This is a genomic window from Bradyrhizobium sp. CCGUVB23 (assembly GCF_024199885.1).
Classification (GTDB): Bacteria; Pseudomonadota; Alphaproteobacteria; order Rhizobiales; family Xanthobacteraceae; genus Bradyrhizobium.
Genome location: NZ_JANADQ010000001.1, coordinates 3,955,204 through 3,981,854, shown reverse-complemented (window position 1 = coordinate 3,981,854; position 26,651 = coordinate 3,955,204). Strand labels below are relative to the sequence as shown.

Genomic DNA, 26,651 nt, shown 5'->3' with positions numbered 1-26,651 from the left:
GGATCAGGAACCGGCCGAAATGGTTTGGCGCCGGGTAGCCCATTCGGACCAATGGCAACGCCAAGGCCCCGATTCGGCCGTCACATCAGGGAGCTACCGAGAAAAATGGTGCCCAGGAAAGGACTGGATCGCCACTGTCCGGAACCCTTGAATTTTGCTGGGTTTTCGAGCCGACCGGCCAAAGTTGTGTACCGGAATTGTGTACCGAACAGACGCGCAGGAAACAACCCTCTTACTTTTACTTCTACTTCGCCCGGATTGATGACTGAAGGGTTACGTTGAGGCCGGGCCTCAACAGATAGTCCGGATTCGGAAACTCCACAGCTATCTCGGTCGTCTGCGTTGCAACGTCAAACTCGTAGCTCCCCGCGACGAGACGTCCCCTGTGCGGATACTTGTCGCTGTTTGGCAGGACGATGCTGAACTCACGCCGCTCGGCAATCTGCTCGATACTCGGGACCGTTTCGCCGCGCTGAAAATACATGGCGGCAGGCGCCTGGCCGACCACACGGATCGGATCCAATTGGACGATGGTGGCGAGACGACTCTGATCGCGCGCTTCCTTGGTGATATACGTGCCTTCCTTGACCAAGGGACGACTGATGATCCCAGAGATTGGCGCGTAAAGCTTCGTTTGCTGCAAGACCAGTTCGGCAAGCTGCAGGTTGGCGCGCGCTTGGTCGGCCTTGGCCGCCGCGAGATCCCGCTGTGCTTCCACTTCCAGCAACTGCATTTGGGAGTTAACGTTGCGGGTCCGGAGGGTCTGCGCGTTCTTCAGCTTTACCTCGACAAGGCGCAATTGCGCCTCGGCCTCTTTCAGGCTCGCCTCGGCAACCGCGACCGATAGTTCTTTGTCCTTTGACGCGAACTCGAACAGAAGATCGCCTTTCTTGACCGGTTGTCCCGCGGTGAAGTTGATCTTGAGCAGAAGTCCATCGATTCGGGGCGCCACTTCCGCTTCGCGCGCGGCGGCCACCGTTCCCTTGTACTCAAGGACGTCAGGCGCGTCCGGTTGCTGCGCGACGGCCGCCTGGATCATCAGGCAAGCCACGGCGAATGTCGGGATGCTCCGCAGACGGAGCGATCTCAAGCGGTCGATCTCAATTGCGGTCATTGCAGCCTCCTGTGCAGTCACTCGTATTCAACGTGCGCCGGGGGTCGCGGACCCGGTGGTACGCAGCCGTTTGCGCCACAGTTGGTAGGGAACGACGACGATCTCGCTCACGATGACGGCGAGTAGAACGCCGATCGGCGCCAGCGGTTGATCCATGAGACCGGCGACGACGATGGCAACGCCGGGGTGACGCGAGACCGTCGCAAACGCGAGCACGGTGCGGTCGTCCTCACCGGGGCCACCGAGAAAATGGCCGACGGCGAGTCCACCCAGCGTCATGATGGCGATTGCCGTCAATGTGCCTTCCTGGATGACCAATCCCAGGCGCGACCAAACGAAAATCAGGAGCACGACGTTGCAGATCGCAAGCACAGCAGTGCTTACCGTCTGGAGCGCGGAGTTCCACCGCGTCGCCGCCGGCCACCACTGCCCGATTGCAAGGCCGATGCCGAGCGGCAGCAGCACAGAACTGATGACCACTTGCGCGACCGACAACGGATTGACATGCAGGTCCCCGCCTAAGAGCACCTGCATCAACTCGACGGTAAGCGGTGTAAGGACCACCGACAGCACGATGCTTGCGAAGAACAGCCCTCGCGCGTAGGCGGCATTTCCGGGCGCGACGAGTGGGAGCATGCCCTGCGAGAACAGAGATCCCACTGGCGCGACCGCGAGCGTAACGAGCGCGACGGTCACCGCGGGGTGCAGCGAGAACATCTTGCAGACGAGCACGGCAATGATTGGCGCCAGCAGGTTCATGGCGACCAAGGACCGCAAAAGAAGCGAAGGTCTGCTGAAGAGATATCGCAAATCCGCGGGCGCGACACGCATGCCCACTGCCAGCACCGCTAGAAAGATACTGGCCGTCAACGCGAAGCCTATGAGCGCTAACACGCTCATGCCTCTTCCTACACCACCGCGTTCTGCCGCGCCGCCTCCCGGAACCATTCGGCGCTCAGCTTCGGGATGCGCTTCAAGGTATCGAAGTCGACGTAGATCAGTCCGAACCGGTTGCCGTAGCCGTCAATCCACTCGAAATTGTCCTGCGCGCTCCAGAGGAAGTACCCGTCCACCGGCACGCCTTCCGACGTCGCTCGCTGGAGTTGGCCGAGGCAGGCGCGCAGGAACATCACGCGGTCGGAGTCGTACACCCTGCCGTCTTCGGCAACGACGTCCGATGCGGCGCAGCCGTTCTCGGTGATGAAAATGGATCGCGCGCCCCAGATCTTCTGCATGTGGTGTGGCGCCCAGTACATGACCTCCGGGTCGAGGACGTGCCACGACGATTGCATTTTTGGATGGGAGGCGTTGAGCGGGATTTCCCGGTAACCCGGCGGCTCGTCGGACGGCTCTACGTACCAACGGGGCTTGTAGACATTGATGCCGACGAAGTCGAGCGGCGAGGCAATCGTCTTCAGCTCCTCCTCCGTAAACTTGGGAGTGCTGCCGCCGGCCTCGGCCAAGTACGCCTCGGTGTACCGCCCTTCGAGCATGACCGTCATGAAGCCGGCGTTGCGGTCGCGCGTGGCCGTCTCCGCGGCCTTGACGTACTCGGGTGCATCGATAAGCGGGACCGCGACGCTGATGTTCTCCGCGAAGCCGACCTTCGTGCCGACCGGCCCGCGGGCCCGGATTGCCTGAACAGCAAGGCCGTGGCCGAGCACGGCGTGATGCCGGACCTGCTTCAGTTCGGAATCGGAGAGAGAGAGCCCAGGCGCACCGCCGAGGCGGACCTTCTTTCCGCCGCCAACATCGACGTCGATAACCTGGTAGCCGCCCTCGACGAAAGAACGAAACTCGTTGATCGTGAAGTAGTGCTTCACGCGGTCGCCGAGTTGCTCGGCCATGTAGCCGGCGTAGTCGGCAAATACCTTCGCCGTGTCTTTGGACCGCCAGCCACCGTATTTGTCTTGCAACGTTTGCGGCAGGTCCCAGTGGTAAAGGGTGGCGAACGGTTCTATGCCGGCGCGGAGCATCTCGTCGACGAGGCGGTGGTAGAAGTCGAGTCCCTTCTGGTTAGGCTGGCCAGTGCCTTCAGGGAATATCCGGGGCCAGGCGATTGAAAATCGGTAAGCCTTGGCGCCGATCGACCTTATCAGCGCAACGTCTTCCTTGTACCGGTGGTAGTGGTCATTCGCGACGTCGCCGTTGTCGTCGTTCTTGATGTTGCCGGGCGTGTGCGCGAACGTATCCCAGATCGACACGCCCTTGCCGTCCTCGTTCCATGCTCCCTCGATCTGGTATGACGAAGTGCCGACGCCCCAGTAAAACCCGTCAGGAAAACGGCGGCCTACGGGAGCGGGCGATTTGGTTGCTATTGCGTTCATGTACGGACCTCCGGCTCCCGGCTATCCGACCTCAAAATTCTCCTATTGAGCCGAGTCTTTCCGTTTGATCTGGATCAACACGACAGTCACAGCTCGCCAAGCACTCGAGCGGCGGCCGTGGGCGCGAACGGCTTTCCAGTTTCGCTCACGTAGCGCGCTCGGTGCAGCCCAACGCAATCGCCCGCAGTGACCGCCTGCCCCCCTTCGGCGTCTTGCGACGGAGCTTCTTGGCCAATGCTATCAATTGGCCCCCGTTGTCCCTCATATCGAATTCCACGAGGCTTTTCCTGCCCCGGGAGAACTTAACTTCCCTACCGATCTTGGGGGTCACGACCAGGGGCGAGCTGCTCATGCACTGCTCGAAGGTCAACATATCCCGGTTGTTGTCCAACGTCTTCAGGACGTCGGCGTGTGTCCTCGTCCGGAAACCGAGGAACGAGGAGTCGGTTATCCTTGGAGAGGAAGGCCATTCGATAGTTCATCGCGCTCTGTCCCGGTTTTGTATACCGGTCAGCGGCTCAGATCCCCTACAAATGAACGATTTCAACCACTTGGGTTGGGGGTGGTGCCCAGGAAAGGACTCGAACCTTCACGGCCGTGAAGCCACTGGCACCTGAAGCCAGCGCGTCTACCAATTCCGCCACCTGGGCATGCCTGTTGGGCACGGGGGCGGTTACTACGGATCGATGACGCGCTTGTCAAATCCAACGTGGCGAGCCGATTGCGCATCGCAAACCGGCCCGATACAAGCCTGCCTCAGGCGCAGCCTTTCGGCAGGAACGGACCCCATGGCATCGAATCTCGACACCCTCGTCACGGTTTTCGGCGGATCGGGGTTTTTGGGCAGAAACGTCGTCCGCGCGCTGTGCAAGCGCGACTACCGGGTCCGGGTCGCGGTCCGGCGGCCGGAGCTCGCCAACTTCCTGCAGCCCTCGGGCAAGGTCGGCCAGGTCCATACCGTGCAGGCCAATCTGCGCTACCCGGCCTCGGTCGAGGCGGCGCTGCGTGATTCGCATGTCGTGATCAATCTGGTCGGCATCCTCGCCGAGAGCGGCGCGCAGACTTTTGACGCTGTCCAGGCCAAGGGCGCCGAGACCGCCGCCAAGGCCGCCGCTGCCGCCGGGGCCGGACTGGTGCATGTCTCCGCGATCGGCGCCGACGCGCAGTCGGCCTCGCTCTACGCCCGCGCCAAGGCGGCCGGCGAGCAGGCCGTGCTGGCGGCGGTGCCTTCGGCCACGATTTTCCGTCCCTCCGTGGTGTTCGGCCCCGAGGACCAGTTCACGAACCGCTTTGCCGCGCTGGCGCGGATGTCGCCGGTTCTGCCGCTGATCGGCGGCGAGACCAAGATGCAGCCGGTCTATGTCGGCGACGTCGCCACCGCGATCGCGGACGCCGTCGACGGCAAGGCCAAGGCGGGCGCGACCTACGAGCTCGGCGGTCCCGAAGTCCTGACCATGCGCGGGATCATCGAGACGATCCTCGCGATCACCGATCGCAAGCGCATGCTGGTGCCGCTGCCGTTCGGGCTTGCCCGCTTCCAGGCCAGCTTCCTGCAATTCGCGCCGGGCGCATTCAAGCTGACGCCGGACCAGGTCACGCTGCTCGAGAAGGACAATGTCGTCTCGGATGCCGCCAAGGCGGCCGGGCTGACGCTGGAAGGCCTCGGCATCACGCCGGATTCGCTGGAGGGGATCGCCCCGCAATATCTCTGGCGCTTCCGCCCCGCCGGGCAGTTCCAGCGCAAGAACGGCGTAGCCTAACCTCTCCCCGCAAGCGGGGCGAGGGAGCGCACCTTCAGAACTTCAGCTTCTTGAACACGGCTTCGGGCAGCGCCTTGATGATGAACATCACGAGGCGCCATTTGCCGCTGACATAGACGACGTCGGTCCGGCGCTCGACGGCGCCAAAGATGGCATCCCCAACGACGGGAGCCTCCACGGTCAACGGGCCGATCAGCTTCATGCCCTCGGTCATCTTGGTGCGCACGAAGCCGGGCTTGACGGTAACGACGTGAACGCCACTTCGGCTGGCGCGGGCGCGCAGGCCCGACAGGAATGCGGAAAACCCGGCCTTCGCGGAGCCGTAGACGTAATTCGAGGCACGGCCGCGGTCACCCGCGACCGAGGACACCCCGACGATCGAGCCACTGCCGCGCGCCAAAAATTTTTCGGCGAACAGGCCGAGGATCAGCGCCGGGCCTTCGTAGTTGGAGCGCATGATCGTCGTGGCGTGATCGAGATCGCGCTCTGCCGTTTCCTGCGAGCCCAGCAGGCCGACGATCGAGATGACGACATCGGGTAGCGCCGGCAAACCAGCTACGAAGCCGTCGAACGAAGCGGTATCCAGCACGTCGAAGCGATGCGTGCTGGCGCCGATGCCATAGCGCGCGTGCAGGTCAGCAGCATCCGGTTCGAGCGCCGCGGCATCGCGGCCAGCGAGCTGAACATCCCAGCCGGCCTTGGCGAAGCTGCGCGCGGTGGCGCGTCCGATATCGGAGCTGCCCCCTAACACCAGCACGATCTTGCGAGAGTTCACGGCTGCACCTCATCAAACAGTCGCTGCGAAAGCTTTGAGCGGATTTTTGCCATGGGATCGAGCGATGCCCGGATCTCCTTGAAGCGTTGCAGGGCCGGATAGCCAGCCTCGAAGGTGCTGCGCGACTGACGCGCGTCCTTCGCGAGATAGAGGCGGCCGCCGGCGGCGACGACGATACGGTCGATCTCGTCGAGGAAATTCATGATGTTTCCGGTCGCCGGGAAATCCAGCGCCAGCGTGTAGCCGGGCATCGGAAACGACATCAGGCCGTCGCCCTGGCCGAGCTTCTTGAGCACGGCGAGGAACGAGGCATCGCCGCGCCGCGAGACGCGATCGAGGATGTCACCGAGCACGCCAAGCGCGCCCTCGTGCGGGATCACGCATTGATGCTGGAGGAAACCGCGGCGGCCGTAGATGCGGTTCCAGGCGCCGACGCCGTCGAGCGGAAAGAAATAGGGAAAGATCGAGACCAAATGACTGCCGCCGGCGCGCCGTGCGCCCATTCGGTAATAGAGCTCGTTGAAGGCCCGGACCGAGAAGCGGTTCAGCGTCATCGACGGAAAGTCGATGGGCACGTTGAGCCGCGGATCCTGTCCGCGGGGAAAGACTTCGGCACCATCAGGCAGCTCGCTCGCGCGGGCGTGCTCGCCGAGATAGATCAGCGAGCGGCCGAGGTCACTGCCGCGCGCCACGCAATCGATCCACGCCACCGAATAGGTCGCGGAGTCGCCGGCATCGAGCGCGCGCATCGCCGCATGCAGATCGGACGCCGAGATCACCCGCTCGCGGATCCAGCCGGTCTCGACCGGCCGGAGCCTGAGCGTCGCCTCGAGGATCACACCGGTCAGCCCCATGCCGCCGATGGTGGCGAGAAAGACATCCGGATTCGCCTCGCGCGAGGCCTCGATGGTCTCGCCCGCACCGGTGCGCAAGAGGATGCTGTCGACATAGCGGCCGAAGCCGCCCTCGCAATGATGGTTCTTGCCGTGCACGTCGGCAGCGATGGCACCGCCGACCGAAACGAAGCGGGTGCCCGGCACGACGTAAGGCAGAAAGCCGCGCGGACCGAACGTCTCGATCAGGTCTGACAGCAGCACGCCGGCCTCGAGGCGAATGCGCCCGGTCGCCGGATCGAACGACCTGACGCGGTCGAAGGCGGTCATGGCGAGGGTCTGGCTGACGCCGATGCCGGCATCGCCATAGGCGCGGCCGTTGCCACGCGCGACACCGCCGGAGGTCGCGGCGATGGCATCGCCGACCGCACCGAACGATCGCGGCGTCAGGAGGTCGGTATCGACGACCGGGAAACGTCCCCAGCCGCTGATCAGCGCCATGTTCAGCTCCTTCGCGAGGCGCAAGCCGGCCTGCTTTGGAAACTGCCTACCGTCGAAACACTTACATTACGTTGAGAAAGCTGCGCGATTGTCGACGGAATTACCGCCCCAGCGCCAGCGCGATCAGGCCGAGCGAGCCGACGATGACGCGCCACCAGGCGAACAGCGTGAAGCCATGGCGCGTGACGTATTCGAGGAAGGTCTTCACCACGATGATCGCGGTGACGAACGACACCACGAAGCCGATCGCGACGATGCCCATGTGGTCCATCGTCATCTCGCCGCGGTTCTTGTAAAAGTCATAGGCGAAGGCGCCGATCATGGTGGGGATGGCGAGGAAGAACGAGAATTCCGCCGCCGCGCGCTTGTCCGCCCCGAGCAGCATCGCGGCGACGATGCTGGCGCCCGAGCGCGACACGCCCGGAATCATCGCCAGGCATTGCGCAATGCCGATCAACAGATAGGTCAGAAGCGGAAACCGCGTCGCATCATGCTCGCGCGGCTTGAGATCGAGCTGATCAACCCAGAGCAGGATGGCGCCGCCGACGATCAGCGTGAAGCACACCACCCATGGATTGAAGAGCATGCTCTTGATGTATTTGCCGGCAACGAGGCCGACGATGACCGCGGGGAGGAACGCGACCAGCACGCCGATCACGAAGCGGCGCGCATAGGCATCGCCCGAGAACATGCCGATCGCGACATCCCACAGCTTCTTGAAGTAGAGGCCGACGATCGCGAGGATCGCGCCGAGCTGGATCAGGACGGTAAAGGAGTCCCAGAACGCGCCTTCGCCGAGACCAAAGAAGCGCTCGGCAAGCAGAAGGTGTCCGGTGGAGGAAACGGGGAGGAACTCGGTCACGCCCTCGATGATGCCGAGGATCACTGCCCGTATTGCGTCTGACATATTTACGATCCATTTCGGCAGGAAAAGCGGGGCTCTTCTCGCCTATTCGTCCCTCTGCCGCAATCGCTAAATGCGAGTTACACGGGGTTGCCTCGCGGTTTTGGAAGACTAGTCTGGCGCCGAACAAACATTGATGGATTCTTAAGCACCCCCGACATAGTCAAAGGCATGTTCACGCTGTTTCATCACCCGTTCTGCCCGCATTCGCGCTTCATTCGCCTGATCATCGGCGAGTACGGGCTCGACCTGAAGCTGGTGGAAGAGCGCGTCTGGGAACGGCGCGAGGCCTTTCTGACGCTCAATCCGGCGGGCACCACCCCGGTGCTGGCGACCGAGGACCAGCCGTCAGTTCCTGGCGCCACGATCATCGCCGAATATATCGACGAGGCCCATGGCGCCGCGATGGGCGTCAAGCGGCTGATGCCGGAAACAATTGCCGAGCGCATCGAGGTGCGGCGGCTGATGGCGTGGTTCAACGAAAAATTCTTCGAGGAAGTGTCTCACCCGCTGGTGACCGAACGCATCTACAAGCGTTTCATGAGCGAGGAGAATGGCGGCGGCCCGCCCTCGGCGGACGTGATGCGCGCCGCCAAGGCCAATGTGCGCTATCATCTGGCCTATATCGGCTGGCTGGCGCAGACGCGAAACTTCCTCGCCGGCGACCGGCCGACCTATGCGGATCTCGCCGCCGCGGCGCATCTTTCGGCGATCGACTATCTGGGCGACGTGCCATGGAGCGAGGACGACGCAGCAAAGGCGTGGTACGCGCGGGTCAAATCCCGCCCCTCGTTCCGCCCGCTGCTCAGCGAATGGCTGGCCGGCGTGCCGGCGTCGCGGACCTATGTGGACCTGGATTTCTGACCGAAGCCGATCTGTCCGACCTGAAGACGGCGCTTGCGCGCGAGGCGCGAACCCTGGGCTTCGACTGCATCGGCGTCACTGAGCCGGGCGCGATCGAAGGCGCCGGAAAGCACTTTCTCGAGTTCATTGCGGCCGGAGCCCATGGCGACATGGATTGGCTTGCGGCGCAGCCGGAGCGTCGCGTCGATCCGCGCGGTCTGTGGAGCGACGTACGTTCCGTGATCATGCTCGGCGTCAATTACGGCCCCGATCAAGATCCGCTGGAGATCCTGAAGCAGCGCTCTCGCGCCGCGATCTCGGTCTATGCGCAGGGCGACGACTATCACGACCTGATCAAGAAACGCCTGAAAGCGCTGGCGCGCTGGCTGGTCGCGACTGCACCTTGCGAGGTCAAGGTGTTCGTCGACACCGCGGCCGTGATGGAGAAGCCCTTGGCACAGGCTGCACATCTCGGCTGGCAGGGCAAGCACACCAACCTCGTCTCGCGCGAGTTCGGCTCCTGGCTGTTCCTCGGCGCGATCTACACCACGCTGAAGCTGCCGCGCGATGAGAGCGAGATCGATCATTGCGGCTCGTGCCGTGCATGCCTCGACATCTGCCCGACCGCGGCGTTTCCCGCGCCCTACAAGCTCGATGCGCGGCGCTGCATCTCCTACCTGACCATCGAGAACAAGGGGCCGATCCCGCACGAATTCCGTAAGGCGCTCGGCAACCGCATCTATGGCTGCGACGACTGCCTCGCCGCCTGCCCCTGGAACAAGTTCGCGCAAGAGGGCCGCGAGGCAAAGCTCGCCGCACGCGAGGCGCTGCGCGCGCCTGATCTGGCCGAGCTCGCGCGGCTCGACGACGCGGCGTTCCGCGCGCTGTTCACGAAGTCGCCGGTGAAGCGCATCGGCCGCGATCGCTTCCTGCGCAACGTGCTGATCGCGATCGGCAACTCCGGCGATGCGGCACTGGCGGAGGAGGCACGGCGATTGCTGGACGATGCAAGCCCGCTGGTGCGCGGAGCGGCGGTGTGGGCGCTGGGGCAATTGTTGTCGCACGAGGACTTTGCGGCGATGAGGACGGCCGCGATGCCCGCGGAGCACGACGACAGCGTGCGCGAGGAGTGGCGCGCGGCCTCCTAACCCTCCGCCGTCATGCCCCGGCTTGACCGGGGCATCCAGTACGCCGCGGCTTCTCCGTATTCGTCACCGCCTCTGGAATACTGGATCGTCCGCCTTCGCGGACGATGACAGCGGTATGTGAGGCACGCACACAGTGCTCCTCACCATGAGGGTTGGGGACCTTGATTTCCCCGCGCGTTCCTTCAAGGTCGCGCGTCATGACAGCTACGCCCTTCTTCACGCGCACCGGCAATACATTCCATCCGACGGAAGTTGCCAACGGTCCCTGGGATCCGAAGTCGCTGCACGGACGCGTTATTGTCGGCCTGCTCGGCTTCGGCATCGAGCAGCGCTGCTGCGGCCCCGAATTCGTGCCGGCGCGGCTCACGGTCGACATGTTTCGCCTGCCGACAATCGACAAGCCGGTCGAGATCACCACGCGGCTCGTGCGCGACGGTCTACGCATCCGCGTGGTGGAGGCGGAATTCGTCTCCGGCGGAGTCAGCATGGCGCGCGCCTCGTGTCAGCTGTTGCGGCGGACGCAAAATCCGGACGGCAGCATCTGGTCGCCGCCGAATTGGGACGCACCGAAGCCTGCCGATATTCCAACGCCAACCGATCCGCGCCTCGGCATGCACGGCAAATGGACGACGCGGCCCATTGTCGGCCATATGGGCTCGCTCGGTCCGCGCCGGCTCTGGATGAGCGAGGTGCGCGAGCTGGTCGACGGCTTTGCGCTGACGCCATTCACGCGCGTCGCGGTGGCTGCGGATTTCGCCAGCCCATTCGCCAATGCCGGCGATCAGGGGCTCGCCTTCATCAACAGCGACGTCACCGTGTATCTGCATCGCCTGCCGGTGACGGAATGGATCGGCTTCGAGGTGGTGAACCACCACTCCGCCGACGGCATCGCGATCGGCGAATGCTGGCTCCATGACGAGCAGGGACCGATCGGCACCTCGACGGTGGCCGCACTGGCGCAGCGCAAGCCGATGGCAAATCCGTCGAAGCGGTAGGCGCGCGCTTCTATCTCTCCACGTCGTCATTCCGGGATGCGCCGAAGGCGTAGGCCCGGAATCCATAACCACCAGTCGGGAGTATGGATTCTCAGATGCGCAATTGCGCATCATAGCTCGCGCCAAGTGGCGCGCCCCGGAATGACAGTGTGGAGAGACTCACGCCAGATGCCGCTTCATCTCCGGCCGCGCCTTGAGCGCTGCGCCTTGCTTGGCAACGATCTTCGCGATGCGCTCCGGGGCGAATTTCAGGTCGACGAAGGCCGGCGCGGTGTTGGCGACCTCGTGGTACTCCGCGATTCCACCGTCCCTGAGCTTCATGATCGCAACACCCTCGAACATCGCGCGCGCACCCTTCGCTTCCGGCAGCGTCGAGCGATAGCTGAAGGTGTAGCGCGCATAGAGCGTGGTACCGTCGGACACCGGCTCATGCATGTCCCAGTGGAAATCGGTCGCCGTGCGATAGAACCAGTCGTCGATCATCTCGGCGATCGCCGCGCGACCGCCGAAGGCGCCGTAGAACACGTCGTGATAGACGCCGTCCTCAGTGAAGAGATCGGCAAAGGCCTTGCCATTGCGTTGCTCGACCGCGTCGCAGAACGCGCGCAGCATGGCGGTGATGGTCATGGGCCTCTCCTCACACTTGTCTGTCATGCCCCGGCTTGATGTTTAGTCCGGGGACATGGCTGACACCTGTTCGGACACATCACTGACAGGTTGGCCATTGGTCAAGTCGATTGCTGCGACCTGCCAGCTGGCAAAGAAGATTCCGTAGTGGCCATCGCGATCGAGGGGGCGGATGGCCAGGCGCTCGCGAGCGAAGGCCTGGGGGACTTTCCAGAACCGTCCCTTGAAGGAGATGTAGGGTCTCGTCGATGAGACCCTGCGCACGGTCTCGCTGCTGTCATACTCGACCTGCGGAACGCGCGCGGGCATGGCACGAGAGCTCGGTCGGAAGCGGTCGGCGGGCACATTCATGGCGAGCCCCTCGTGAGGTCGCTCCAGGTTGTAGACCATGCGCCAGGCGTCGAGGGCGCGCTGAACTTCCGGCAGGGTGCGGAAGCGACGCATGGCAAACACCTCGGCATTGAGCGTGCGATGGAAGCGTTCGTTCTTGCCACGGCCCTGCGGGTGGCACGGTCTGGCGTGGACCACCCTGATGCCGAGCTTGAGCAGCCATACCTTCAGCCCGGTCCAGCGAACACCCGACGTGTCGCCCCAGGGGGAACCGTTATCGGTGTAGAAGGCCTCCGGCAGACCATAACGACGGAAGGTGGCTGTCAGATGCTTCTGCACGGTGGGGCGCTGCTCGTTCGCGCATGCCTTCAGGCACATGACATAGCGCGAATGATCGTCAACAATGGTCAGCGGATGACATCGCGTCCCATCGCCGAGCGGCAGGTGACCCTTGAAGTCCATCTGCCACAACTGATTGGGCGCCTCCTTCTCGAAGCGATGTCCGGGGTTGGGTGGCGCATTCTCGCTCGGCTTGATCCGGTCGTTCCGACACAGGATCTGATGCACGGTTGACGGCACCGGCACAGCCTGCCCATCGCGCTTCAGGCAATGGGCGATCTTGCGTGCTCCCCAAGCTGGATGCTTATCGCGCACAGCCACGACCTGCGCCTCCATTGCAGCGTCGCTGCGCTTGGGCATCGCCTTCGGACGACGGGACTGATCCGCCAGTTCCCGATCGCCGGCCTGCCATCGTCTCAGCCACTTGTACCCGACATCAGGACTGATGCCGAACCGCCGGCACAACTCCCGGCGGTTCGCCCCCTCCTGCAAGGCAAGTCGCACGAACTCGCGTCGCTGATCCACTACTGACACCTCGTTCCACGGCATGGACGGACCCCGAATCGACCAATCCAGCCAATGTTGATGTGTCAGCTATGTCTCCGAACACCCGTCAGTGATCTGTCCGGCCTAAACACTTGACCGGGGCATCCAGTACGCCGCGGCTTCACCGTTCAATCGCAGGCGTCTCGGAGTACTGGATTGCCCGCTTTCGCGGGCAATGACATCGAGCTCGAAACTTCACCCGATCTCCGCGACCGCGGCAAGGATGCGCGCGATGTCCTGCGGGCGCGACAGGCGGTGATCGCCGTCCTGGATCAGCGTCAGCACGACGTCATCGGCGGGCAGTCGGTGCGTCAGTGCAAAGGCGTGCTGCCACGGCACGTCGGGGTCCTTGGCGCCCTGCAGGATGCGCACGGGACAGCCGACGTCGATGGCGCTGCCGAGCAGAAGATGGTTGCGGCCTTCCTCGATCAGGTTTCGCGTAATCGGATAGGGCGAGCCGTCGCCATACTCCGACGGCCGAAGCCAGAGGCCCGTGGTCTCGATCTCCTTCTTCACATTGGCCGGGAAATTCTTCCACATCAGTTCTTCCGTGAAATCAGGCGCCGGCGCGATGAGCACCAGGCCCGCCAGCGACGCTCTGCCGGCCCGCTTCCTGATTTCGCGCGCGAGCAGCAGCGCCATCCAGCCGCCCATGGAGGAACCGATCACAACTTGCGGGCCCTCGCAGAACCGCTCGAACACCGCGACGCTTTCCTCGAGCCATCGGCCGATAGTGCCGTCGGCAAAATTGCCGCCGGATTCGCCGTGGCCGGAATAGTCGAACCGGACCGAGGCGCGGCCATGCGCCGCCGCCCAATCGTCCAGCGCCACGGCCTTGGTGCCCTGCATGTCCGACTTGAAACCGCCGAGCCAGAACAGCCCGGGCCCCTTCCCGGCCCGGCTGCGGACTGCGATCCGCCGCGGCGATGGACCCTCGCCGACATCGATGAAGGTGGGAGCCTGGTTGGCAGTCGAATTCGTCATGGAACGTTTACTCTTGCTGTGCGGTTTGAGCTGTCTGGTGCTTCCGCGGCACGCCCGGATCGGCATTGGCCTTTAGGGACGCTTGCGGAACCGGGACAAGGTGTCTATGTCGAGCGGCGTGGGGATGGGCGTGACCAAAATGCCTCGCATTTGAGGGTTTTTCGCGTGCGAGGCGCGACTTGCTTGCCCGCAGACGCATCTTCCTTCAGACTACCCGCTTCGTTCACAACTTTGGAGAACCAACATTCGTCGTCCCAATAGAGCCCCGGCCCCTGCCGCCAAAGACGGGCCGCGCATCAATGATGATATTCGCAATGCGCAGATCCAGCTGATCGATCAGACCGGTGACAACAAAGGTACGGTCGAGACCATGATGGCCATCAAGATGGCCCAGGAAGCCGGCATGGATCTCGTGGAGATTTCGCCGAATACCAGCCCTCCCGTCTGCAAGATTATGGACTACGGGAAGTACAAGTATTCCGCCCAGAAAAAGGCCGCTGAAGCCCGCAAGCGTCAGAAGACCGTCGAGATCAAGGAGATCAAGCTCCGCCCGATGATCGACGATCACGATTACGACGTGAAGATGCGCGCGATGCAGCGGTTCTTCGAAGAGGGCGACAAGGTCAAGATCACGCTGCGCTATCGCGGCCGCGAAATGGCGCACCAGGAGATCGGCACCAAGCTTTTGGACAAGATCAAGAGCGACGTCGCCGAGCTCGCCAAGGTCGAGCAGGACGCCAGGTTCGAGGGCCGCCAGGTCGTCATGGTGCTGGCGCCGCGCTGAGCCGGATTTAGCTCTTATGAGGTCAACGGCCCGTCAGCATCTGGCGGGCCGTTTCGTTTTCAGCTTCGCGTCGCCTGCCAGGTGCCGCTACAGCGGTCGCCGGAGATGATTCCGCTCCAGGAGCCGGCACCGGCGCTACCTGCAAGCCGGCCGCCGCCACTGGCATGGGAGGCGCCGACCGAGACCTGGACCGCAACGGAACCGGCGCGGTTGACCCTACCGGATACCCGGCCGCCGCCGGCCGAGGTCACGCGGCTGCCGATCACCGTGAACGGAACCATGTAGCCGGAGCTGCAATTGCCGCGCGTGGTGGCAAAGGTGACGTTCCAGACCCCGTCATAGCCGCCAAGCCGGGCATCGGCGGCTGATGGCAGTGCGGCGGCACCGATCACGGCGAGGAGTGCAACGGTGCCAAGGCGGGGAAGAACACGAGACGAAAGCGACTGCGGAAAATGGGCCATTTTGGTCCGCCTCCAGGCGGCAAGGCATGACAATAAGAGTGGCAACGTCAAATAGTCTGCGAGCCCGTTTCCGCGGTTCATCATTGCCAATTGGCCTCACCTCTGCCATAAGCCCAGCCTTCATCGCCCGGCTGATTTAAGGGCTGCCGTGGCGGTGCCCGTGCGGGTTTCACGCTGGTTCGTAGAAACTTGAGCACAATCAACGCTCTAACGAGCATTTTTGACGGCCAGCCGCCTTCGCGGGCGGTACTCTGTTATGGCCATTAGGAGAGCCAAATGCCCAAGTTGAAGACCAAGTCGGGCGCTAAAAAGCGCTTCAAGGTGACTGCTACCGGCAAAGTGATGCACGCCCAGCGCGGCAAGCGTCACGGCATGATCAAGCGGACGAAGAAGCAGATCCGTCAGCTCCGCGGCACCCGCGTGCTGTTCAAGACCGACGGCGACAACGTCAAGAAGTACTTCTTGCCGAACGCCTGATCGCGTCCACGATCAATTCAGCCGAGCCTGCGTCCGCGCAGGCGCTTCCGAAAACCAAAGTCATCTCTGAAGGATTTTTGTCATGTCTCGCGTCAAACGCGGTGTGACCGCCCACGCCAAGCACAAGAAAGTCTACAAGGCCGCCAAGGGTTTCTACGGCCGCCGCAAGAACACGATCCGCGCCGCCAAGCCGGCCGTCGAGAAGGCCGCGCAGTATGCCTTCCGCGACCGCAAGCGCCGCAAGCGCACCTTCCGCGCGCTCTGGATCCAGCGCCTCAATGCCGCCGTGCGTCCGTTCGGCCTGACCTACAGCCGATTTATCGACGGCCTTGCCAAGTCGGGCATTACCGTGGACCGCAAGGTGCTGTCGGATCTCGCGATCCGCGAGCCCGCCGCGTTCCAGGCGATCGCCGAGAAGGCCAAGGCCGCGCTGGCGGCGTAAGCCGTCCTCCACTGTGCTCTGCGCAGCTTTCAGCTTGTGATGGCCCGGGCCAAGGCGCGTTGTCGCGCTTTAACTGCCCTGGCCGTCATCTCTCGCGCAAACACACTTCTCAGACGTGGATGCCCGGCGAAACGCCGGGTGTGACGGGCTAGGAGCATCGGCTACGCATCCTGGCCAAAAGGGATTGCCATGACCGATCTTGCCAACCTCGAATCCCAGATCATCGCCGATGTCGCGGCCGCCAACGACGAGGCCGCGCTCGAAGCCGTCCGCGTCTCCGCGCTCGGCAAGAAGGGCTCGATCTCCGCGCTGCTTGCCACGCTCGGAAAAATGTCGCCCGACGAACGCAAGACCCAAGGCGCGGCGATCAACCAGGCCAAGGACAAGGTCGGCCAGGCGCTTGCCGCGCGGCGCGACGTCCTGAAGTCGGCAGCGCTCGATGCACGGCTCGCTGCCGAGACCATCGACGTCACCTTGCCGCCGCGCGACGCTGCGACTGAGGCCGGCCGTATCCATCCGCTGAGCCAGGTCTGGGACGAGCTGACCACCATCTTCGCCGACATGGGCTTTTCGGTCGCCGAAGGTCCCGATGTCGAGACCGACGACTACAACTTCACAAAGCTGAACTTCCCGGTCGGCCATCCCGCGCGCGAGATGCACGACACCTTCTTCTTCCATCCGAAGGAGGACGGCTCGCGCATGCTGCTTCGCACCCACACCTCGCCGGTGCAGGTGCGCACCATGCTGAGCCAGAAGCCGCCGATCCGCGTGATCTGCCCGGGCCGCACCTACCGCATCGATTCGGATGCGACCCACACGCCGCAGTTCCACCAGGTCGAAGGCCTCGTGATCGACAAGAGCTCGCATCTCGGCCACCTCAAATGGATCCTGCACGAGTTCTGCAAGGCGTTCTTCGAGGTCGACCACATCAACATGCGCTTCCGACCGTCGTTCTTCCCGTTCACGGAGCCGTCGCTGGAAGTCGACATCCAGTGCCGCCGCGACAAGGGCGAGATCCGCTTCGGCGAGGGCGAGGACTGGCTGGAGATTCTCGGCTGCGGCATGGTGCACCCGAACGTGCTGCGCGCCTGCGGCATCGATCCCGACGAGTACCAGGGTTTTGCCTGGGGCATGGGCATCGACCGCATCGCCATGCTGAAATACGGCATCGCCGACCTGCGCCAGCTGTTCGACAGCGACGTCCGCTGGCTGTCCCACTACGGCTTCAAGCCGCTGGAAGTCCCGACGCTGGCAGGAGGGCTGAGCGCGTGATGGTGGTGCTCGGACCCACGAAGTCTTTCTCCGTTCCCTCCCCCCTTGTGGCCCACAAGGCGGGAGGGAGCTCTGACACCGACCAAAGCAACTCAGTGAATACTCACCAGACCCGAGGCACGCAGCCATGAAATTCACCCTCTCCTGGCTGAAGGACCATCTCGATACCGACGAGACGCTCGACAAGCTCACCGAGAAGCTCACCATGATCGGGCTCGAGGTCGAGAACATCGAGGACAAGGCGAAGGCGCTAAAACCCTTCACGATCGCGAAGGTGATTTCCGCCGAGCAGCATCCGAACGCGGATCGCCTGCGCGTCTGCATGGTCGACACCGGTGACGGCGGTGCGCCGGTGCAGGTCGTGTGCGGCGCGCCGAATGCGCGCACCGGGCTCGTCAGCGTGTTCTCGGCCCCCGGGACCTACATTCCCGGCAAGGACATCACGCTCGGCGTCGGCACCATCCGCGGTGTCGAGAGCCGCGGCATGTTGTGCTCGGCGGCCGAACTGCAGATTTCCAATGATCACGACGGCATCATGGAATTGCCGGCGGATGCGCCGATCGGCGCGGGCTATGCCGAATGGGCCGGCCTCGGCGATCCCGTGATCGAGATCAACCTGACGCCGAACCGGCAGGACTGCACCGGCGTGCACGGCATCGCGCGCGACCTCGCCGCTGCCGACATGGGCAAGTTCAAGGATCCGACCATCAAGGCCGTGAAGGGCGAATTCCCCTGCCCGGTGAAGGTGATGGTCGAGGACACGACGCTCTGTCCGGGGTTCGCGCTGCGCCTGGTGCGCGGGGTGAAGAACGGCCCCTCGCCGGAATGGCTGCAAAAGCGGCTGACCGCGATCGGGCTGCGCCCGATCAACGCGCTGGTCGACATCACCAACTTCATGACCTTCGATCGCGCGCGCCCGCTGCACGTGTTCGACGCCAAGAAGGTGACGGGCAATCTCCTCGTGCGCCGCGCCCGCGACGGCGAGAGGCTGCTCGCGCTCGACGGCCGCAACTACAATCTGGACTCCGACATCTGCGTCATCGCCGACGAGCATGGCGTCGAATCGCTCGCCGGCATCATGGGCGGCGAGGCCTCGGGCTGCGACGAGAACACCACCGACGTGCTAATCGAATCGGCGCTGTGGAACGAGATCAACATCGCGCAGACCGGCCGCAAGCTCGGCATCAATTCCGACGCACGCTACCGCTTCGAACGCGGCGTCGATCCGGCCTTCATGGTGCCGGGCCTGGAGCTCGCGACGAAGCTCGTGATGGAGATGTGCGGCGGCACGCCGTCGGAAACCTTCGTGACCGGCAAGGCCTTCGGCGATGACCGCGTCATCGATTTCCCGCTGTCCGAGGTCAAGCGTCTCTCCGGCATCGAGGTGCCGCAGGTCGAGATGAAGCGCATCCTCAGCCATCTCGGCTTCATGATGGCGGGCGCAGGTCCGACCGTGAAGGTCGCGGTGCCCTCCTGGCGCACCGACGTGCACGGCAAGGCCGACATCGTCGAGGAGATCGTCCGCATCTTTGGCGTCGACAAGGTGCCGGAGACGCCATTCGAGCGCGGCGAGGATGCGCGCAAGCCGGTGCTGACGGTGCTGCAGCTCCGCACCCGCCGGGCCAGGCGCGCGCTCGCGACCCGAGGCATGGTCGAGGCGGTGACGTGGTCGTTCATCGCCAAGCCGGCGGCTGAACTGTTCGGCGGCGGCCAGCGCGAGCTCGAGCTCGCCAATCCGATCGCATCCGATCTCTCCGACATGCGGCCGAGCCTGCTGCCGGGCCTGATCGCCGCAGCGCAGACCAATGCCGACCGCGGTTTTGGCGATGTCGCGCTGTTCGAGGTCGGGCAGCTCTTCAAGGGCGATCGTCCGCAGGATCAATTCATGGCGGCGTCGGGTGTTCGTCGCGGTTTTGCCGCGTCGGAAGGCCTGGGCCGTCACTGGTCGGGCTCTGCCGCGGCCGACGCGTTCGATGCCAAGGCCGATGCGCTGGCGGTGTTAGCTGCAGCCGGCGCGCCGATGCAGGCGCTGCAGATCGTTGCGGGGGGACCAAAATGGCTGCATCCGGGCCGCTCCGGCACCATCCAGATCGGCCCGCAGAACGTGCTCGGCTATTTCGGCGAGATGCACCCGCGCGCGCTGGAAGCGCTCGGCGCCGACAGCCCCGTGATGGCGTTCGAGGTGATCCTCGACCGCATTCCCGAGGCCAAGAAGAAGCCGACGCGGGCAAAGCCCGTAATCGAGCTGTCCGCGTTCCAGCCGGTCTCGCGCGACTTCGCCTTCATCGTCGATCGCGGCGTGAAGGCCGGCGACATCGTCCGCACGGCGCAGGCGGTGGACAAGAAGCTGATCACCGCGGTCAACGTGTTCGACGTCTATGAAGGCAAGGGCATCGACGACGGCAAGAAGTCGATCGCGATTGCGGTGACGATCCAGCCGCGCGAGAAGACGCTGACCGATCAGGAGATCGAAGCGGTGGCCGCCAAGATCGTGGCCGAGGTGACGAAGAAGACCGGCGGCACGCTGCGAGCATGATGCCGAAAGTGCGAAGCGGTTTTCGGACAACATCATGCTCCTGAAATTGTAGAGCATGAGTCTTTCCGACCTCCTCCCCAGGGATGTCAGCCTCACCATTGCGATGGCGCTTTGCGCCATCGCGTTCGTCGCAGGCACCGCGCGCGGCTTCTCGGGTTTCGGCGCTGCGCTGATCTTCATGCCGCTTGCGAGCAGCGTCGCGCAGCCGCGGCTCGTCGCCGCACTGCTGCTCATCATCGATTTCGTCTCTGCGGCACCGCTGCTTCCGGACGCCTGGCGCAAGGCGGATCGCAAGGCCACGGCCGTGATCGTGCTGGGCGCGCTGATCGGCGTGCCCATCGGCACCTACTTCCTCAGCGTGCTCGATCCCGTCACCACGCGCTGGATCATCTCCTGCTTCGTCGCCGCGCTCTTGATGCTTCTGCTGTCGGGCTGGCGCTATCGCGGCAAGGATCACGCCTGGCTTTCGGTCGGCATCGGCGGCCTCTCCGGCTTTTGCAGTGGCCTCGCGCAGACCGGCGGCCCGCCGATCGTCGGCTACTGGCTCGGCCGCCCCATCGTCGCGACGGTCGCCCGCGCCAACATCGTGCTGTTCTTCGGTGCCTCGGATTCGTTTTCGATGGTGAGCTACGCGACGACCGGCCTGATCACGCGCGATACGCTGCTGCTCTCCCTTGTCGTCGGCCCGGTCTACGCGGCAGGTGTCGCCTTCGGCGCGTCACTGTTCGGGCGTGCCAGCGAAAAAGTGTTTCGCGCCATCTGCTACGCGCTGATCGCGATGGCCGTCATTTTTGGCCTGCCGGCGTTGGATGGGGTGTTGCGGTAATTCCCTCCACGGTCGTCCTGGTGAAAGCCAGGACTCCGGTTAGTGTCGTAAGGCGAGCGCGCGCGCCAAACTCCGCTCGTCGTCCCGGACAAGCGAAGCGCAGATCCGGGACCCATAACCACAGGGAGTAGTTTTGCGAAGACTCGTGGTCACCAATCTCGTGCGATAACCACTCCCTGTGGTTATGGGTCCCGGCCTTCGCCGGGACGACGAGTTGAGTTTGGGGCGTTTTTACAGAACAACGGCTAACGTTTCTGCCGCCGCTTCGTCGATTGCGTCGGCAATTCGGGAGGCTCATCCCTTAGCGCGCCGATGCGGCGGAGCGCGGCTTCGGCGGCGCGCTCGCCGCTCTCCCAGGCGCCGTCGACGGTGCCCCAGAGCGTATCGTGCGTCGCTTCGCCCGCGAGATACATGCAGCCGATCGGCTCGGTCAGGATTTTTCGCGAAAGCTGCCCACCGGGCGCGGACGCCGACATCGCGCCCATCACGAACGGCGAGGCGTTCCAGCGCGTCGCGCTGATCTTCTTGATTCCCGCCGTGGCCTCACTGCCGAACAGTTTCGTGAGCCATTCCCTGGCGAATGCAGCCATCGCCTGCTCGCCCTGTTCCGACAGGTCGCGGCCAAAGGAGCCGCCGACGTCGATCGAGCACAACGACGAACCACCGATATTGGCGAACAGCTGCGCGGTGCGGGTCGAGTTGCTCTGCTCGATCAGGATGTCGTCGCGCGCGAGCCCGAGCGGATTGCCCGGCAGTTGCAGCACGATGTGATCGTAGCTGCCGAGGCTGAGCTTGGAGGCTGCATCGAGTGTGCGCTTGGGGATGTCAGGCGCGAACTTGATCGCGCCTGCAGTGAGCACGTTCGTCGAGACCGTGATGATGGCGGCGCGCGCGACAATCTTGCCGGCTGATGTCTCGACGCTGACGTCGCGGTTGCTCCAGAGGATGCGGCTCGCCGGCGTCGACAGCGCAACCGGCATCTGCTCGCCGAGCCTGGTGATCAGCGTGCCCAGACCCTGCTTGCAGGCGATCGCGGAGTTGCGGTCCTGCGCGCGGGCCTTGTCGATGACCGAAAGCTCCTTGAGGTCCTTGCCGGCAAAGTTCGCGCCCAGCAGGAATTCGGCCGTGCCCGCCCAGTCGCCGAGCTCCTTGGGCAGTACCGACGCGCAGGAGGTGTCGAGCTTGCCGCGCGATGCTTCATCAATGGCGCGATTGGCGCGCACCAGCGCCGCCAGAAATTCCTCGGTCTCGCCGGCGCGCGCGTTGCGGCGGCCGATGCGCATCTTCTGACCGACGGGAGCCGGTGACACGTCGAGCCCGACGCTACGCGCAAGGCGGATCATCGGGTTGGTGTCGGGGTTGTGCATCCAGCGCGCGCCGCGATCGAACGCCGCATCGAACGTGGTGCTGTCCGTGATGCAGCGGCCGCCGATCTGGCTTGCCGCTTCCACCACCACGACCTTGCGATTGGCCGCCATCACCCGCCGCGCTGCAGCGATGCCGGCCGCGCCGGCGCCGATCACGACGACGTCGGCCTCGCGCGGCAGGGGTGCCGCGGTCGCGCGCAGGACCGGTGCTGCGGCGAACGCCGCCGACGCCGATAGGAAGCTGCGGCGCGTGATTGTCATGTCATGGTTTCCGGGGACTTGAAGCGAACGGGAACAGCTAGCGAACCTTGCCGTATCTGGCGCAGCGCGGCAACCATCATGGTGAATCAATCGTACTTGATCGCCGTGCGCAATGAACCAAATTGCAACGCGTATCGACCATGATAGAGAAGGGAAAAAGGCAGCCGGAATAGGCTGCGGGGAGCTCGCAATGGGGACCGTCCTAGACTCAGTCGGCAAGTTGATTTCCGCGTACCTCTCCAAGGAGGTGCCGGGCTACGAGCCGTTCACGCCGAGCGATCCCGAGCATCTTCGCGGCGTCATCCAGCCCGGCGACGTGCTGCTGGTCGAGGGCAACAACCGCATCTCCGGCATCATCAAATATCTCACGCAGTCGACCTGGTCGCACGCAGCCCTCTATGTCGGTCCGGTTGACGGGACCGCCGAGCCCGACGGCGAACCGCATGTGCTGATCGAGGCCAATATCGGGGAAGGCGTCACCTCCGCGCCGCTGTCGAAATATTTTCCGTATCATACAAGGCTGTGCCGTCCGGTGGGACTGTCCTACGAGGATCGGACCACCGTCTGCCGCTACGCCATCAACCGCATCGGCTTCGGCTACGACACCAAGAACATCCTGGACCTGATGCGCTATCTGTTCCCGCTGCCGATCCCGCAGCGCTGGCGGCGACGCATGATCGCTATCGGCTCCGGCGATCCCACCAAGATCATCTGCTCGGCGCTGATCGCGCAGGCCTTCGACGCCGTGCGCTATCCGATCCTGCCCAAGATCACCAAGGCCGGCAGCCGGCAGGCGCGCCGCGAGATCCTGCACATCCGCGATTCCTCGCTCTACATGCCCCGCGACTTCGACATCTCGCCCTATTTCGAGGTCGTCAAACCCACCATCGTGCACGGCTTCGACTACACGGCCTTGCACTGGGCCGACAAGCAGAAGCCGCTCGAGGAGGTGGCGGGCACTTTCAGTGTGTTTCCAGAAACGCTCCGTTCGCCGCCGCTCGTTCCTGAAGCGCTTGACGAAGAAGCGCCGGCTGAAGTTCCGGCTCAAGAAGTGAGTGCGGCCAAGGCCAATACTGCCGCGCGCGTTCCAGTCAAGGAACGCTTTCCGTTTTTGAAGAGCATCGCCATGTACCACCCCCGCCGCAGTGCGCGGGCGTGCGATTTCGCGGCGTAGATGCCAACCCCGACGTCGTCCTGGCGAAAGCCAGGACCCATTACCCCTGGAAGTAGTTTGGCGAAGACACGTCGTTCGAGACTCCGACCGCACACAATCGATAGATTCCGCGGTATGGGTCCTGGCTTTCGCCAGGACGACGTGGGGAGATACCGGGCGCTTCTGCAACGACGGCGAGTGTGAAACTCACCGTTCCGCTCGGCTGATCACCGCCATCAACTCCGCGATCTTTTCCCGCTGATCCGTCTTGTTGCCGCTCGAGATCGCGTGCTCGACGCAGTGCGCGACGTGGTCTTTCAGGATCTCCTCCTCGACGCGGCGCAGCGCGGCGCGCACCGCAGAGATCTGCGTCACGATGTCGATGCAGTAGCGGTCCTCGTCGACCATCCTGGAGAGGCCGCGGACCTGCCCTTCGATCCGGCCGAGGCGTTTGCCGACGGATGCCTTGATGTCCTTGCGCATGACGTCTATATACCCCTACCGGGTATAGGTTACAAGCACCTGGGCCAAGGCCGGAGCGCTGGAATGAATGAAGCCGAACACAAGCAGGTCGACGCGACCGCAAAGCACTCCGAATGCGGCTGTTCCGCCAAGGCTGCCCCGCCCGCGGAAAAGCCCGCGGCATCATCCTGCTGCGGCGGCCATGGCGATCATGCCGGCCATGCCCATCACCATCACGCTGCGCCCGGCGACAAGGTCCGCGATCCCGTCTGCGGCATGATGGTCGATCCCGCGACGTCGAAGCACCGCTTCGAACATCACGGCGAGACTTTTCACTTCTGCTCCGCCGGCTGTCGCACCAAATTCGCGGCCGATCCCGCCAGATATCTCGCCACGGGAACGGAAGAGTCGAGCGAGCCAGAGATGCCCGCAGGCACGATCTACACCTGCCCGATGCATCCGGAGATCCGCCAGGTCGGCCCCGGCAGCTGCCCGATCTGCGGCATGGCGCTGGAGCCGGAGGTGGCGAGCCTCGACACCGGCCCCAACCCCGAGCTCGCCGACATGACGCGGCGGTTCTGGATCGGCGGCGCGCTGGCATTGCCACCGGTGGTGCTGGAGATGGGGGGCCATCTAGCGGGCCCGCACAACTGGATCGATCCGACGCTCTCGAACTGGATCCAGCTCGTATTCGCCACGCCCGTCGTGCTGTGGGCCGGCTGGCCGTTCTTCGTGCGCGGCTGGCAATCGCTCGTCACGCGCAACCTCAACATGTTCACGCTGATCGCGATGGGCACGGGCGTCGCTTACGTCTACAGCCTGTTCGGCACGCTGGCGCCGCAAATCTTTCCCGCGACCTTCAGGGGTCATGAGGGTGCGGTCGCAGTCTATTTCGAGGCGGCCGCTGTCATCACCGGGCTGGTGCTGCTCGGCCAGGTCCTCGAGCTGCGCGCCCGCGATGCAACGTCAGGCGCGATCAAGGCGCTGCTCCAGCTCGCTCCGAAGACCGCGCGGCGCGTCGAGTCCGATGGCAGCGAGCACGAGGTCGAGATCGATACGCTGCATGCCGGCGACCGCTTGCGTGTCCGCCCCGGCGAGAAGGTGCCGGTCGACGGCATTTTGCTTGAAGGGCGTTCCTCGCTCGATGAATCCCTCGTCACCGGCGAATCCATGCCGGTCACCAAGGAAGCCGGCGCCAAGGTCATTGCCGGCACGCTGAACCAATCCGGCAGCTTCATCATGCGGGCCGAAAAGGTCGGGCGCGAGACGCTGCTGTCGCAGATCGTGCAGATGGTCGCCGACGCCCAGCGCTCGCGCGCGCCGATCCAGCGCCTAGCCGACCAGGTCGCCGGCTGGTTCGTGCCGACGGTGATCGCCGTCGCCATCATCGCCTTCGCCGCATGGGCCTGGTTCGGCCCGGAGCCACGCCTCGCCTTTGGCCTGGTCGCCGCCGTAAGTGTGCTCATCATCGCCTGTCCCTGCGCACTTGGCCTTGCAACCCCGATGTCGATCATGGTCGGCGTCGGCCGCGGCGCGCAGGCAGGCGTTCTGATCAAGAACGCCGAGGCGCTCGAGCGGATGGAAAAGATCGACACGCTCGTGGTCGACAAGACGGGAACGCTGACCGAGGGCAAGCCGAAGGTCGTCGCCATCGTCCCGGCCGAAGGTCTCGCCGAGGATGAGATCCTGCGCCTTGCCGCCAGCGTCGAGCGCGCCAGCGAGCACCCGCTGGCCGATGCGATTTTGCGTGCGGCAAAGGAGAAGCAGCTCAGCATCAGTCAGGTCGACGGGTTCGATTCGCCGACCGGCAAGGGTGCGACCGGCAAGGTCGACGGTAAGACCATCGTGCTCGGCAACGCAAAATATCTTGCCACTGAAGGCATCGACACGACGCCGCTCGCTGCGGAAGCAGAGCGGCTGCGCCAGGACGGCGCCACCGTCATCAACATGGCGGTCGACGGCACGCTGGCCGGGCTGTTCGCGATCGCCGATCCGGTCAAGGCGTCGACCCCGCAGGCGTTGAAGGATCTCGCCGCCGAGGGCATCAAGGTGATCATGCTGACCGGTGACAACCGCACCACGGCAGAGGCCGTCGCGCGCCGGCTCGGCATTACCGACGTCGAAGCCGAGGTGCTGCCGGATCAGAAAAGCGCGGTCGTGACCAGGCTTCAGACGTCGGGCCGACGCGTCGCGATGGCCGGCGACGGCGTCAACGACGCGCCGGCGCTGGCGGCAGCCGAGGTCGGCATCGCCATGGGCACGGGCACGGACGTGGCCATGGAAAGCGCCGGCGTCACGCTGCTCAAAGGTGACCTCACGGGAATCGTTCGCGCGCGAAAACTGTCGCAGGCGACGATGCGCAACATCCGGCAAAACCTGTTCTTCGCCTTCATCTACAACGCGGCCGGCATCCCCATCGCGGCCGGCATCCTCTATCCGGCCTTCGGCATCCTGCTGTCGCCGATCATCGCGGCCGCCGCGATGGCGCTGTCGTCGGTCAGCGTCGTCGGCAACGCGCTGCGGCTTCGCGCAACACGGCTGTGACGCCTGCGAAATCCGTGTAAAACGGCTTCCAAACCGCGCG

At 64.2% G+C, this 26,651-nt stretch carries 23 protein-coding genes, 1 tRNA gene and 1 pseudogene; 12 read left to right on the top strand and 13 right to left on the bottom strand.

The genetic code is table 11. The features are described from left to right. Positions 1–244: 244 nt before the first annotated feature. The 4 genes and pseudogenes from NLN62_RS18200 to NLN62_RS18185 form a co-directional block, all read right to left on the bottom strand. Complete coding sequence (locus NLN62_RS18200; RefSeq protein WP_051390301.1) at positions 245–1,114, bottom strand: efflux RND transporter periplasmic adaptor subunit; 870 nt, start codon at positions 1,112–1,114, stop codon at positions 245–247. 27 nt (positions 1,115–1,141) lie between these two features. After that, a complete protein-coding gene (locus NLN62_RS18195) occupies positions 1,142–2,014 on the bottom strand; it encodes a bile acid:sodium symporter family protein (RefSeq protein ID WP_027528263.1) in 873 nt (290 codons plus the stop codon). 8 nt (positions 2,015–2,022) lie between these two features. Beyond that, positions 2,023–3,408 (bottom strand): annotated as a pseudogene (locus tag NLN62_RS18190) (GH1 family beta-glucosidase); the annotation flags it as partial. A gap of 596 nt (positions 3,409–4,004) precedes the next feature. Continuing rightward, positions 4,005–4,091 (bottom strand) — tRNA-Leu (locus NLN62_RS18185). Positions 4,092–4,229: 138 nt separating this feature from the next. Between NLN62_RS18185 and NLN62_RS18180 the strand changes: the two genes are divergently transcribed. Then, entirely contained in the window at positions 4,230–5,201 is a 972-nt protein-coding gene (locus tag NLN62_RS18180; protein WP_254109743.1) for a complex I NDUFA9 subunit family protein, read from the top strand. A 34-nt stretch (positions 5,202–5,235) separates the two neighbouring features. Here NLN62_RS18180 and NLN62_RS18175 read toward each other — a convergent pair whose 3' ends face one another. From NLN62_RS18175 to NLN62_RS18165, 3 genes are all read right to left on the bottom strand, one after another. Next, entirely contained in the window at positions 5,236–5,976 is a 741-nt protein-coding gene (locus tag NLN62_RS18175) for an SDR family oxidoreductase (RefSeq protein ID WP_254109742.1), read from the bottom strand. Further along, on the bottom strand, positions 5,973–7,310 hold the full coding sequence (locus NLN62_RS18170) for an FAD-binding oxidoreductase (protein ID WP_254109741.1): 1,338 nt from the start codon (positions 7,308–7,310) through the stop codon (positions 5,973–5,975). The genes NLN62_RS18175 and NLN62_RS18170 overlap by 4 nt, the downstream gene beginning before the upstream one ends. 100 nt (positions 7,311–7,410) lie before the next feature. Next, on the bottom strand, positions 7,411–8,217 hold the full coding sequence (locus NLN62_RS18165) for an undecaprenyl-diphosphate phosphatase (protein WP_027528258.1): 807 nt from the start codon (positions 8,215–8,217) through the stop codon (positions 7,411–7,413). A gap of 168 nt (positions 8,218–8,385) precedes the next feature. Here NLN62_RS18165 and NLN62_RS18160 point away from each other — a divergent pair, with 168 nt between their 5' ends. The 3 genes from NLN62_RS18160 to NLN62_RS18150 all read left to right on the top strand — a co-directional run bounded on the left by NLN62_RS18160 (position 8,386) and on the right by NLN62_RS18150 (position 11,200). Further along, entirely contained in the window at positions 8,386–9,078 is a 693-nt protein-coding gene (locus tag NLN62_RS18160) for a glutathione S-transferase family protein (RefSeq protein ID WP_027528257.1), read from the top strand. Further along, entirely contained in the window at positions 9,027–10,205 is a 1,179-nt protein-coding gene (queG, locus tag NLN62_RS18155; RefSeq protein ID WP_254109740.1) for a tRNA epoxyqueuosine(34) reductase QueG, read from the top strand. Before NLN62_RS18160 ends, queG begins: the two co-directional genes overlap by 52 nt. Before the next feature lie 197 nt (positions 10,206–10,402). Next, a complete protein-coding gene (locus tag NLN62_RS18150; RefSeq protein WP_254109739.1) occupies positions 10,403–11,200 on the top strand; it encodes an acyl-CoA thioesterase domain-containing protein in 798 nt (265 codons plus the stop codon). 159 nt (positions 11,201–11,359) lie between these two features. On the opposite strand, the gene NLN62_RS18145 is transcribed toward NLN62_RS18150, so the two are convergent. The 3 genes from NLN62_RS18145 to NLN62_RS18135 all read right to left on the bottom strand — a co-directional run bounded on the left by NLN62_RS18145 (position 11,360) and on the right by NLN62_RS18135 (position 14,026). Further along, a complete protein-coding gene (locus NLN62_RS18145; protein ID WP_254109738.1) occupies positions 11,360–11,827 on the bottom strand; it encodes a nuclear transport factor 2 family protein in 468 nt (155 codons plus the stop codon). A gap of 42 nt (positions 11,828–11,869) precedes the next feature. Then, on the bottom strand, positions 11,870–13,045 hold the full coding sequence (locus tag NLN62_RS18140) for an IS481 family transposase (RefSeq protein ID WP_254109737.1): 1,176 nt from the start codon (positions 13,043–13,045) through the stop codon (positions 11,870–11,872). A gap of 192 nt (positions 13,046–13,237) precedes the next feature. Continuing rightward, positions 13,238–14,026: a carboxylesterase gene (locus NLN62_RS18135; protein WP_254109736.1), complete on the bottom strand. Its 789-nt coding sequence runs from the start codon at positions 14,024–14,026 to the stop codon at positions 13,238–13,240. Between the two features lie 244 nt (positions 14,027–14,270). Between NLN62_RS18135 and infC the strand changes: the two genes are divergently transcribed. After that, positions 14,271–14,810, top strand: a complete 540-nt coding sequence (gene infC, locus NLN62_RS18130; RefSeq protein WP_027528252.1) for a translation initiation factor IF-3 — start codon at positions 14,271–14,273, stop codon at positions 14,808–14,810. Between the two features lie 59 nt (positions 14,811–14,869). On the opposite strand, the gene NLN62_RS18125 is transcribed toward infC, so the two are convergent. Further along, complete coding sequence (locus tag NLN62_RS18125) at positions 14,870–15,271, bottom strand: hypothetical protein (RefSeq protein WP_254109735.1); 402 nt, start codon at positions 15,269–15,271, stop codon at positions 14,870–14,872. A 276-nt stretch (positions 15,272–15,547) separates the two neighbouring features. On the opposite strand from NLN62_RS18125, the gene rpmI reads away from it, so the two are divergent. From rpmI to NLN62_RS18100, 5 genes are all read left to right on the top strand, one after another. Continuing rightward, the gene (gene rpmI / locus NLN62_RS18120; RefSeq protein ID WP_008539890.1) at positions 15,548–15,748 is read left to right on the top strand and encodes a 50S ribosomal protein L35; all 201 of its coding nucleotides are present in this window, start codon (positions 15,548–15,550) and stop codon (positions 15,746–15,748) included. Positions 15,749–15,830: 82 nt separating this feature from the next. Beyond that, positions 15,831–16,190, top strand: coding sequence for a 50S ribosomal protein L20 (rplT, locus tag NLN62_RS18115; protein WP_027528250.1), 360 nt, complete (start codon positions 15,831–15,833; stop codon positions 16,188–16,190). A 189-nt stretch (positions 16,191–16,379) separates the two neighbouring features. Continuing rightward, complete coding sequence (gene pheS / locus NLN62_RS18110) at positions 16,380–17,462, top strand: phenylalanine--tRNA ligase subunit alpha (RefSeq protein ID WP_027528249.1); 1,083 nt, start codon at positions 16,380–16,382, stop codon at positions 17,460–17,462. A 127-nt stretch (positions 17,463–17,589) separates the two neighbouring features. After that, positions 17,590–19,998: a phenylalanine--tRNA ligase subunit beta gene (pheT, locus tag NLN62_RS18105; protein WP_254109734.1), complete on the top strand. Its 2,409-nt coding sequence runs from the start codon at positions 17,590–17,592 to the stop codon at positions 19,996–19,998. 55 nt (positions 19,999–20,053) lie between these two features. Continuing rightward, a complete protein-coding gene (locus NLN62_RS18100) occupies positions 20,054–20,824 on the top strand; it encodes a sulfite exporter TauE/SafE family protein (protein ID WP_254109733.1) in 771 nt (256 codons plus the stop codon). A gap of 245 nt (positions 20,825–21,069) precedes the next feature. On the opposite strand, the gene NLN62_RS18095 is transcribed toward NLN62_RS18100, so the two are convergent. Further along, entirely contained in the window at positions 21,070–22,452 is a 1,383-nt protein-coding gene (locus tag NLN62_RS18095; protein ID WP_027525168.1) for an NAD(P)/FAD-dependent oxidoreductase, read from the bottom strand. A 190-nt stretch (positions 22,453–22,642) separates the two neighbouring features. On the opposite strand from NLN62_RS18095, the gene NLN62_RS18090 reads away from it, so the two are divergent. Continuing rightward, positions 22,643–23,626 carry a YiiX/YebB-like N1pC/P60 family cysteine hydrolase gene (locus NLN62_RS18090; RefSeq protein WP_254109732.1) on the top strand — a complete coding sequence of 328 codons (984 nt, stop codon included), beginning with the start codon at positions 22,643–22,645 and terminating at the stop codon, positions 23,624–23,626. Between the two features lie 186 nt (positions 23,627–23,812). On the opposite strand, the gene NLN62_RS18085 is transcribed toward NLN62_RS18090, so the two are convergent. Then, positions 23,813–24,088, bottom strand: a complete 276-nt coding sequence (locus NLN62_RS18085; protein ID WP_254109731.1) for a metal-sensitive transcriptional regulator — start codon at positions 24,086–24,088, stop codon at positions 23,813–23,815. A 63-nt stretch (positions 24,089–24,151) separates the two neighbouring features. Here NLN62_RS18085 and NLN62_RS18080 point away from each other — a divergent pair, with 63 nt between their 5' ends. Further along, positions 24,152–26,611 carry a heavy metal translocating P-type ATPase gene (locus NLN62_RS18080; protein ID WP_254109730.1) on the top strand — a complete coding sequence of 820 codons (2,460 nt, stop codon included), beginning with the start codon at positions 24,152–24,154 and terminating at the stop codon, positions 26,609–26,611. The last annotated feature ends 40 nt before the right edge of the window (positions 26,612–26,651 follow it).

Coding starts and splice junctions, on each gene's coding strand:
- NLN62_RS18200 (WP_051390301.1), bottom strand. CDS start 1,114: ATGACCGCAATTGAGATCGACCGCTTGAGATCGCTCCGTCTGCGGAGC.
- NLN62_RS18195 (WP_027528263.1), bottom strand. CDS start 2,014: ATGAGCGTGTTAGCGCTCATAGGCTTCGCGTTGACGGCCAGTATCTTT.
- NLN62_RS18180 (WP_254109743.1), top strand. CDS start 4,230: ATGGCATCGAATCTCGACACCCTCGTCACGGTTTTCGGCGGATCGGGG.
- NLN62_RS18170 (WP_254109741.1), bottom strand. CDS start 7,310: ATGGCGCTGATCAGCGGCTGGGGACGTTTCCCGGTCGTCGATACCGAC.
- NLN62_RS18165 (WP_027528258.1), bottom strand. CDS start 8,217: ATGTCAGACGCAATACGGGCAGTGATCCTCGGCATCATCGAGGGCGTG.
- NLN62_RS18160 (WP_027528257.1), top strand. CDS start 8,386: ATGTTCACGCTGTTTCATCACCCGTTCTGCCCGCATTCGCGCTTCATT.
- queG (WP_254109740.1), top strand. CDS start 9,027: ATGGCTGGCCGGCGTGCCGGCGTCGCGGACCTATGTGGACCTGGATTT.
- NLN62_RS18150 (WP_254109739.1), top strand. CDS start 10,403: ATGACAGCTACGCCCTTCTTCACGCGCACCGGCAATACATTCCATCCG.
- NLN62_RS18145 (WP_254109738.1), bottom strand. CDS start 11,827: ATGACCATCACCGCCATGCTGCGCGCGTTCTGCGACGCGGTCGAGCAA.
- NLN62_RS18140 (WP_254109737.1), bottom strand. CDS start 13,045: ATGCCGTGGAACGAGGTGTCAGTAGTGGATCAGCGACGCGAGTTCGTG.
- NLN62_RS18135 (WP_254109736.1), bottom strand. CDS start 14,026: ATGACGAATTCGACTGCCAACCAGGCTCCCACCTTCATCGATGTCGGC.
- NLN62_RS18125 (WP_254109735.1), bottom strand. CDS start 15,271: ATGGCCCATTTTCCGCAGTCGCTTTCGTCTCGTGTTCTTCCCCGCCTT.
- rpmI (WP_008539890.1), top strand. CDS start 15,548: ATGCCCAAGTTGAAGACCAAGTCGGGCGCTAAAAAGCGCTTCAAGGTG.
- rplT (WP_027528250.1), top strand. CDS start 15,831: ATGTCTCGCGTCAAACGCGGTGTGACCGCCCACGCCAAGCACAAGAAA.
- pheS (WP_027528249.1), top strand. CDS start 16,380: ATGACCGATCTTGCCAACCTCGAATCCCAGATCATCGCCGATGTCGCG.
- pheT (WP_254109734.1), top strand. CDS start 17,590: ATGAAATTCACCCTCTCCTGGCTGAAGGACCATCTCGATACCGACGAG.
- NLN62_RS18100 (WP_254109733.1), top strand. CDS start 20,054: ATGAGTCTTTCCGACCTCCTCCCCAGGGATGTCAGCCTCACCATTGCG.
- NLN62_RS18095 (WP_027525168.1), bottom strand. CDS start 22,452: ATGACAATCACGCGCCGCAGCTTCCTATCGGCGTCGGCGGCGTTCGCC.
- NLN62_RS18090 (WP_254109732.1), top strand. CDS start 22,643: ATGGGGACCGTCCTAGACTCAGTCGGCAAGTTGATTTCCGCGTACCTC.
- NLN62_RS18085 (WP_254109731.1), bottom strand. CDS start 24,088: ATGCGCAAGGACATCAAGGCATCCGTCGGCAAACGCCTCGGCCGGATC.
- NLN62_RS18080 (WP_254109730.1), top strand. CDS start 24,152: ATGAATGAAGCCGAACACAAGCAGGTCGACGCGACCGCAAAGCACTCC.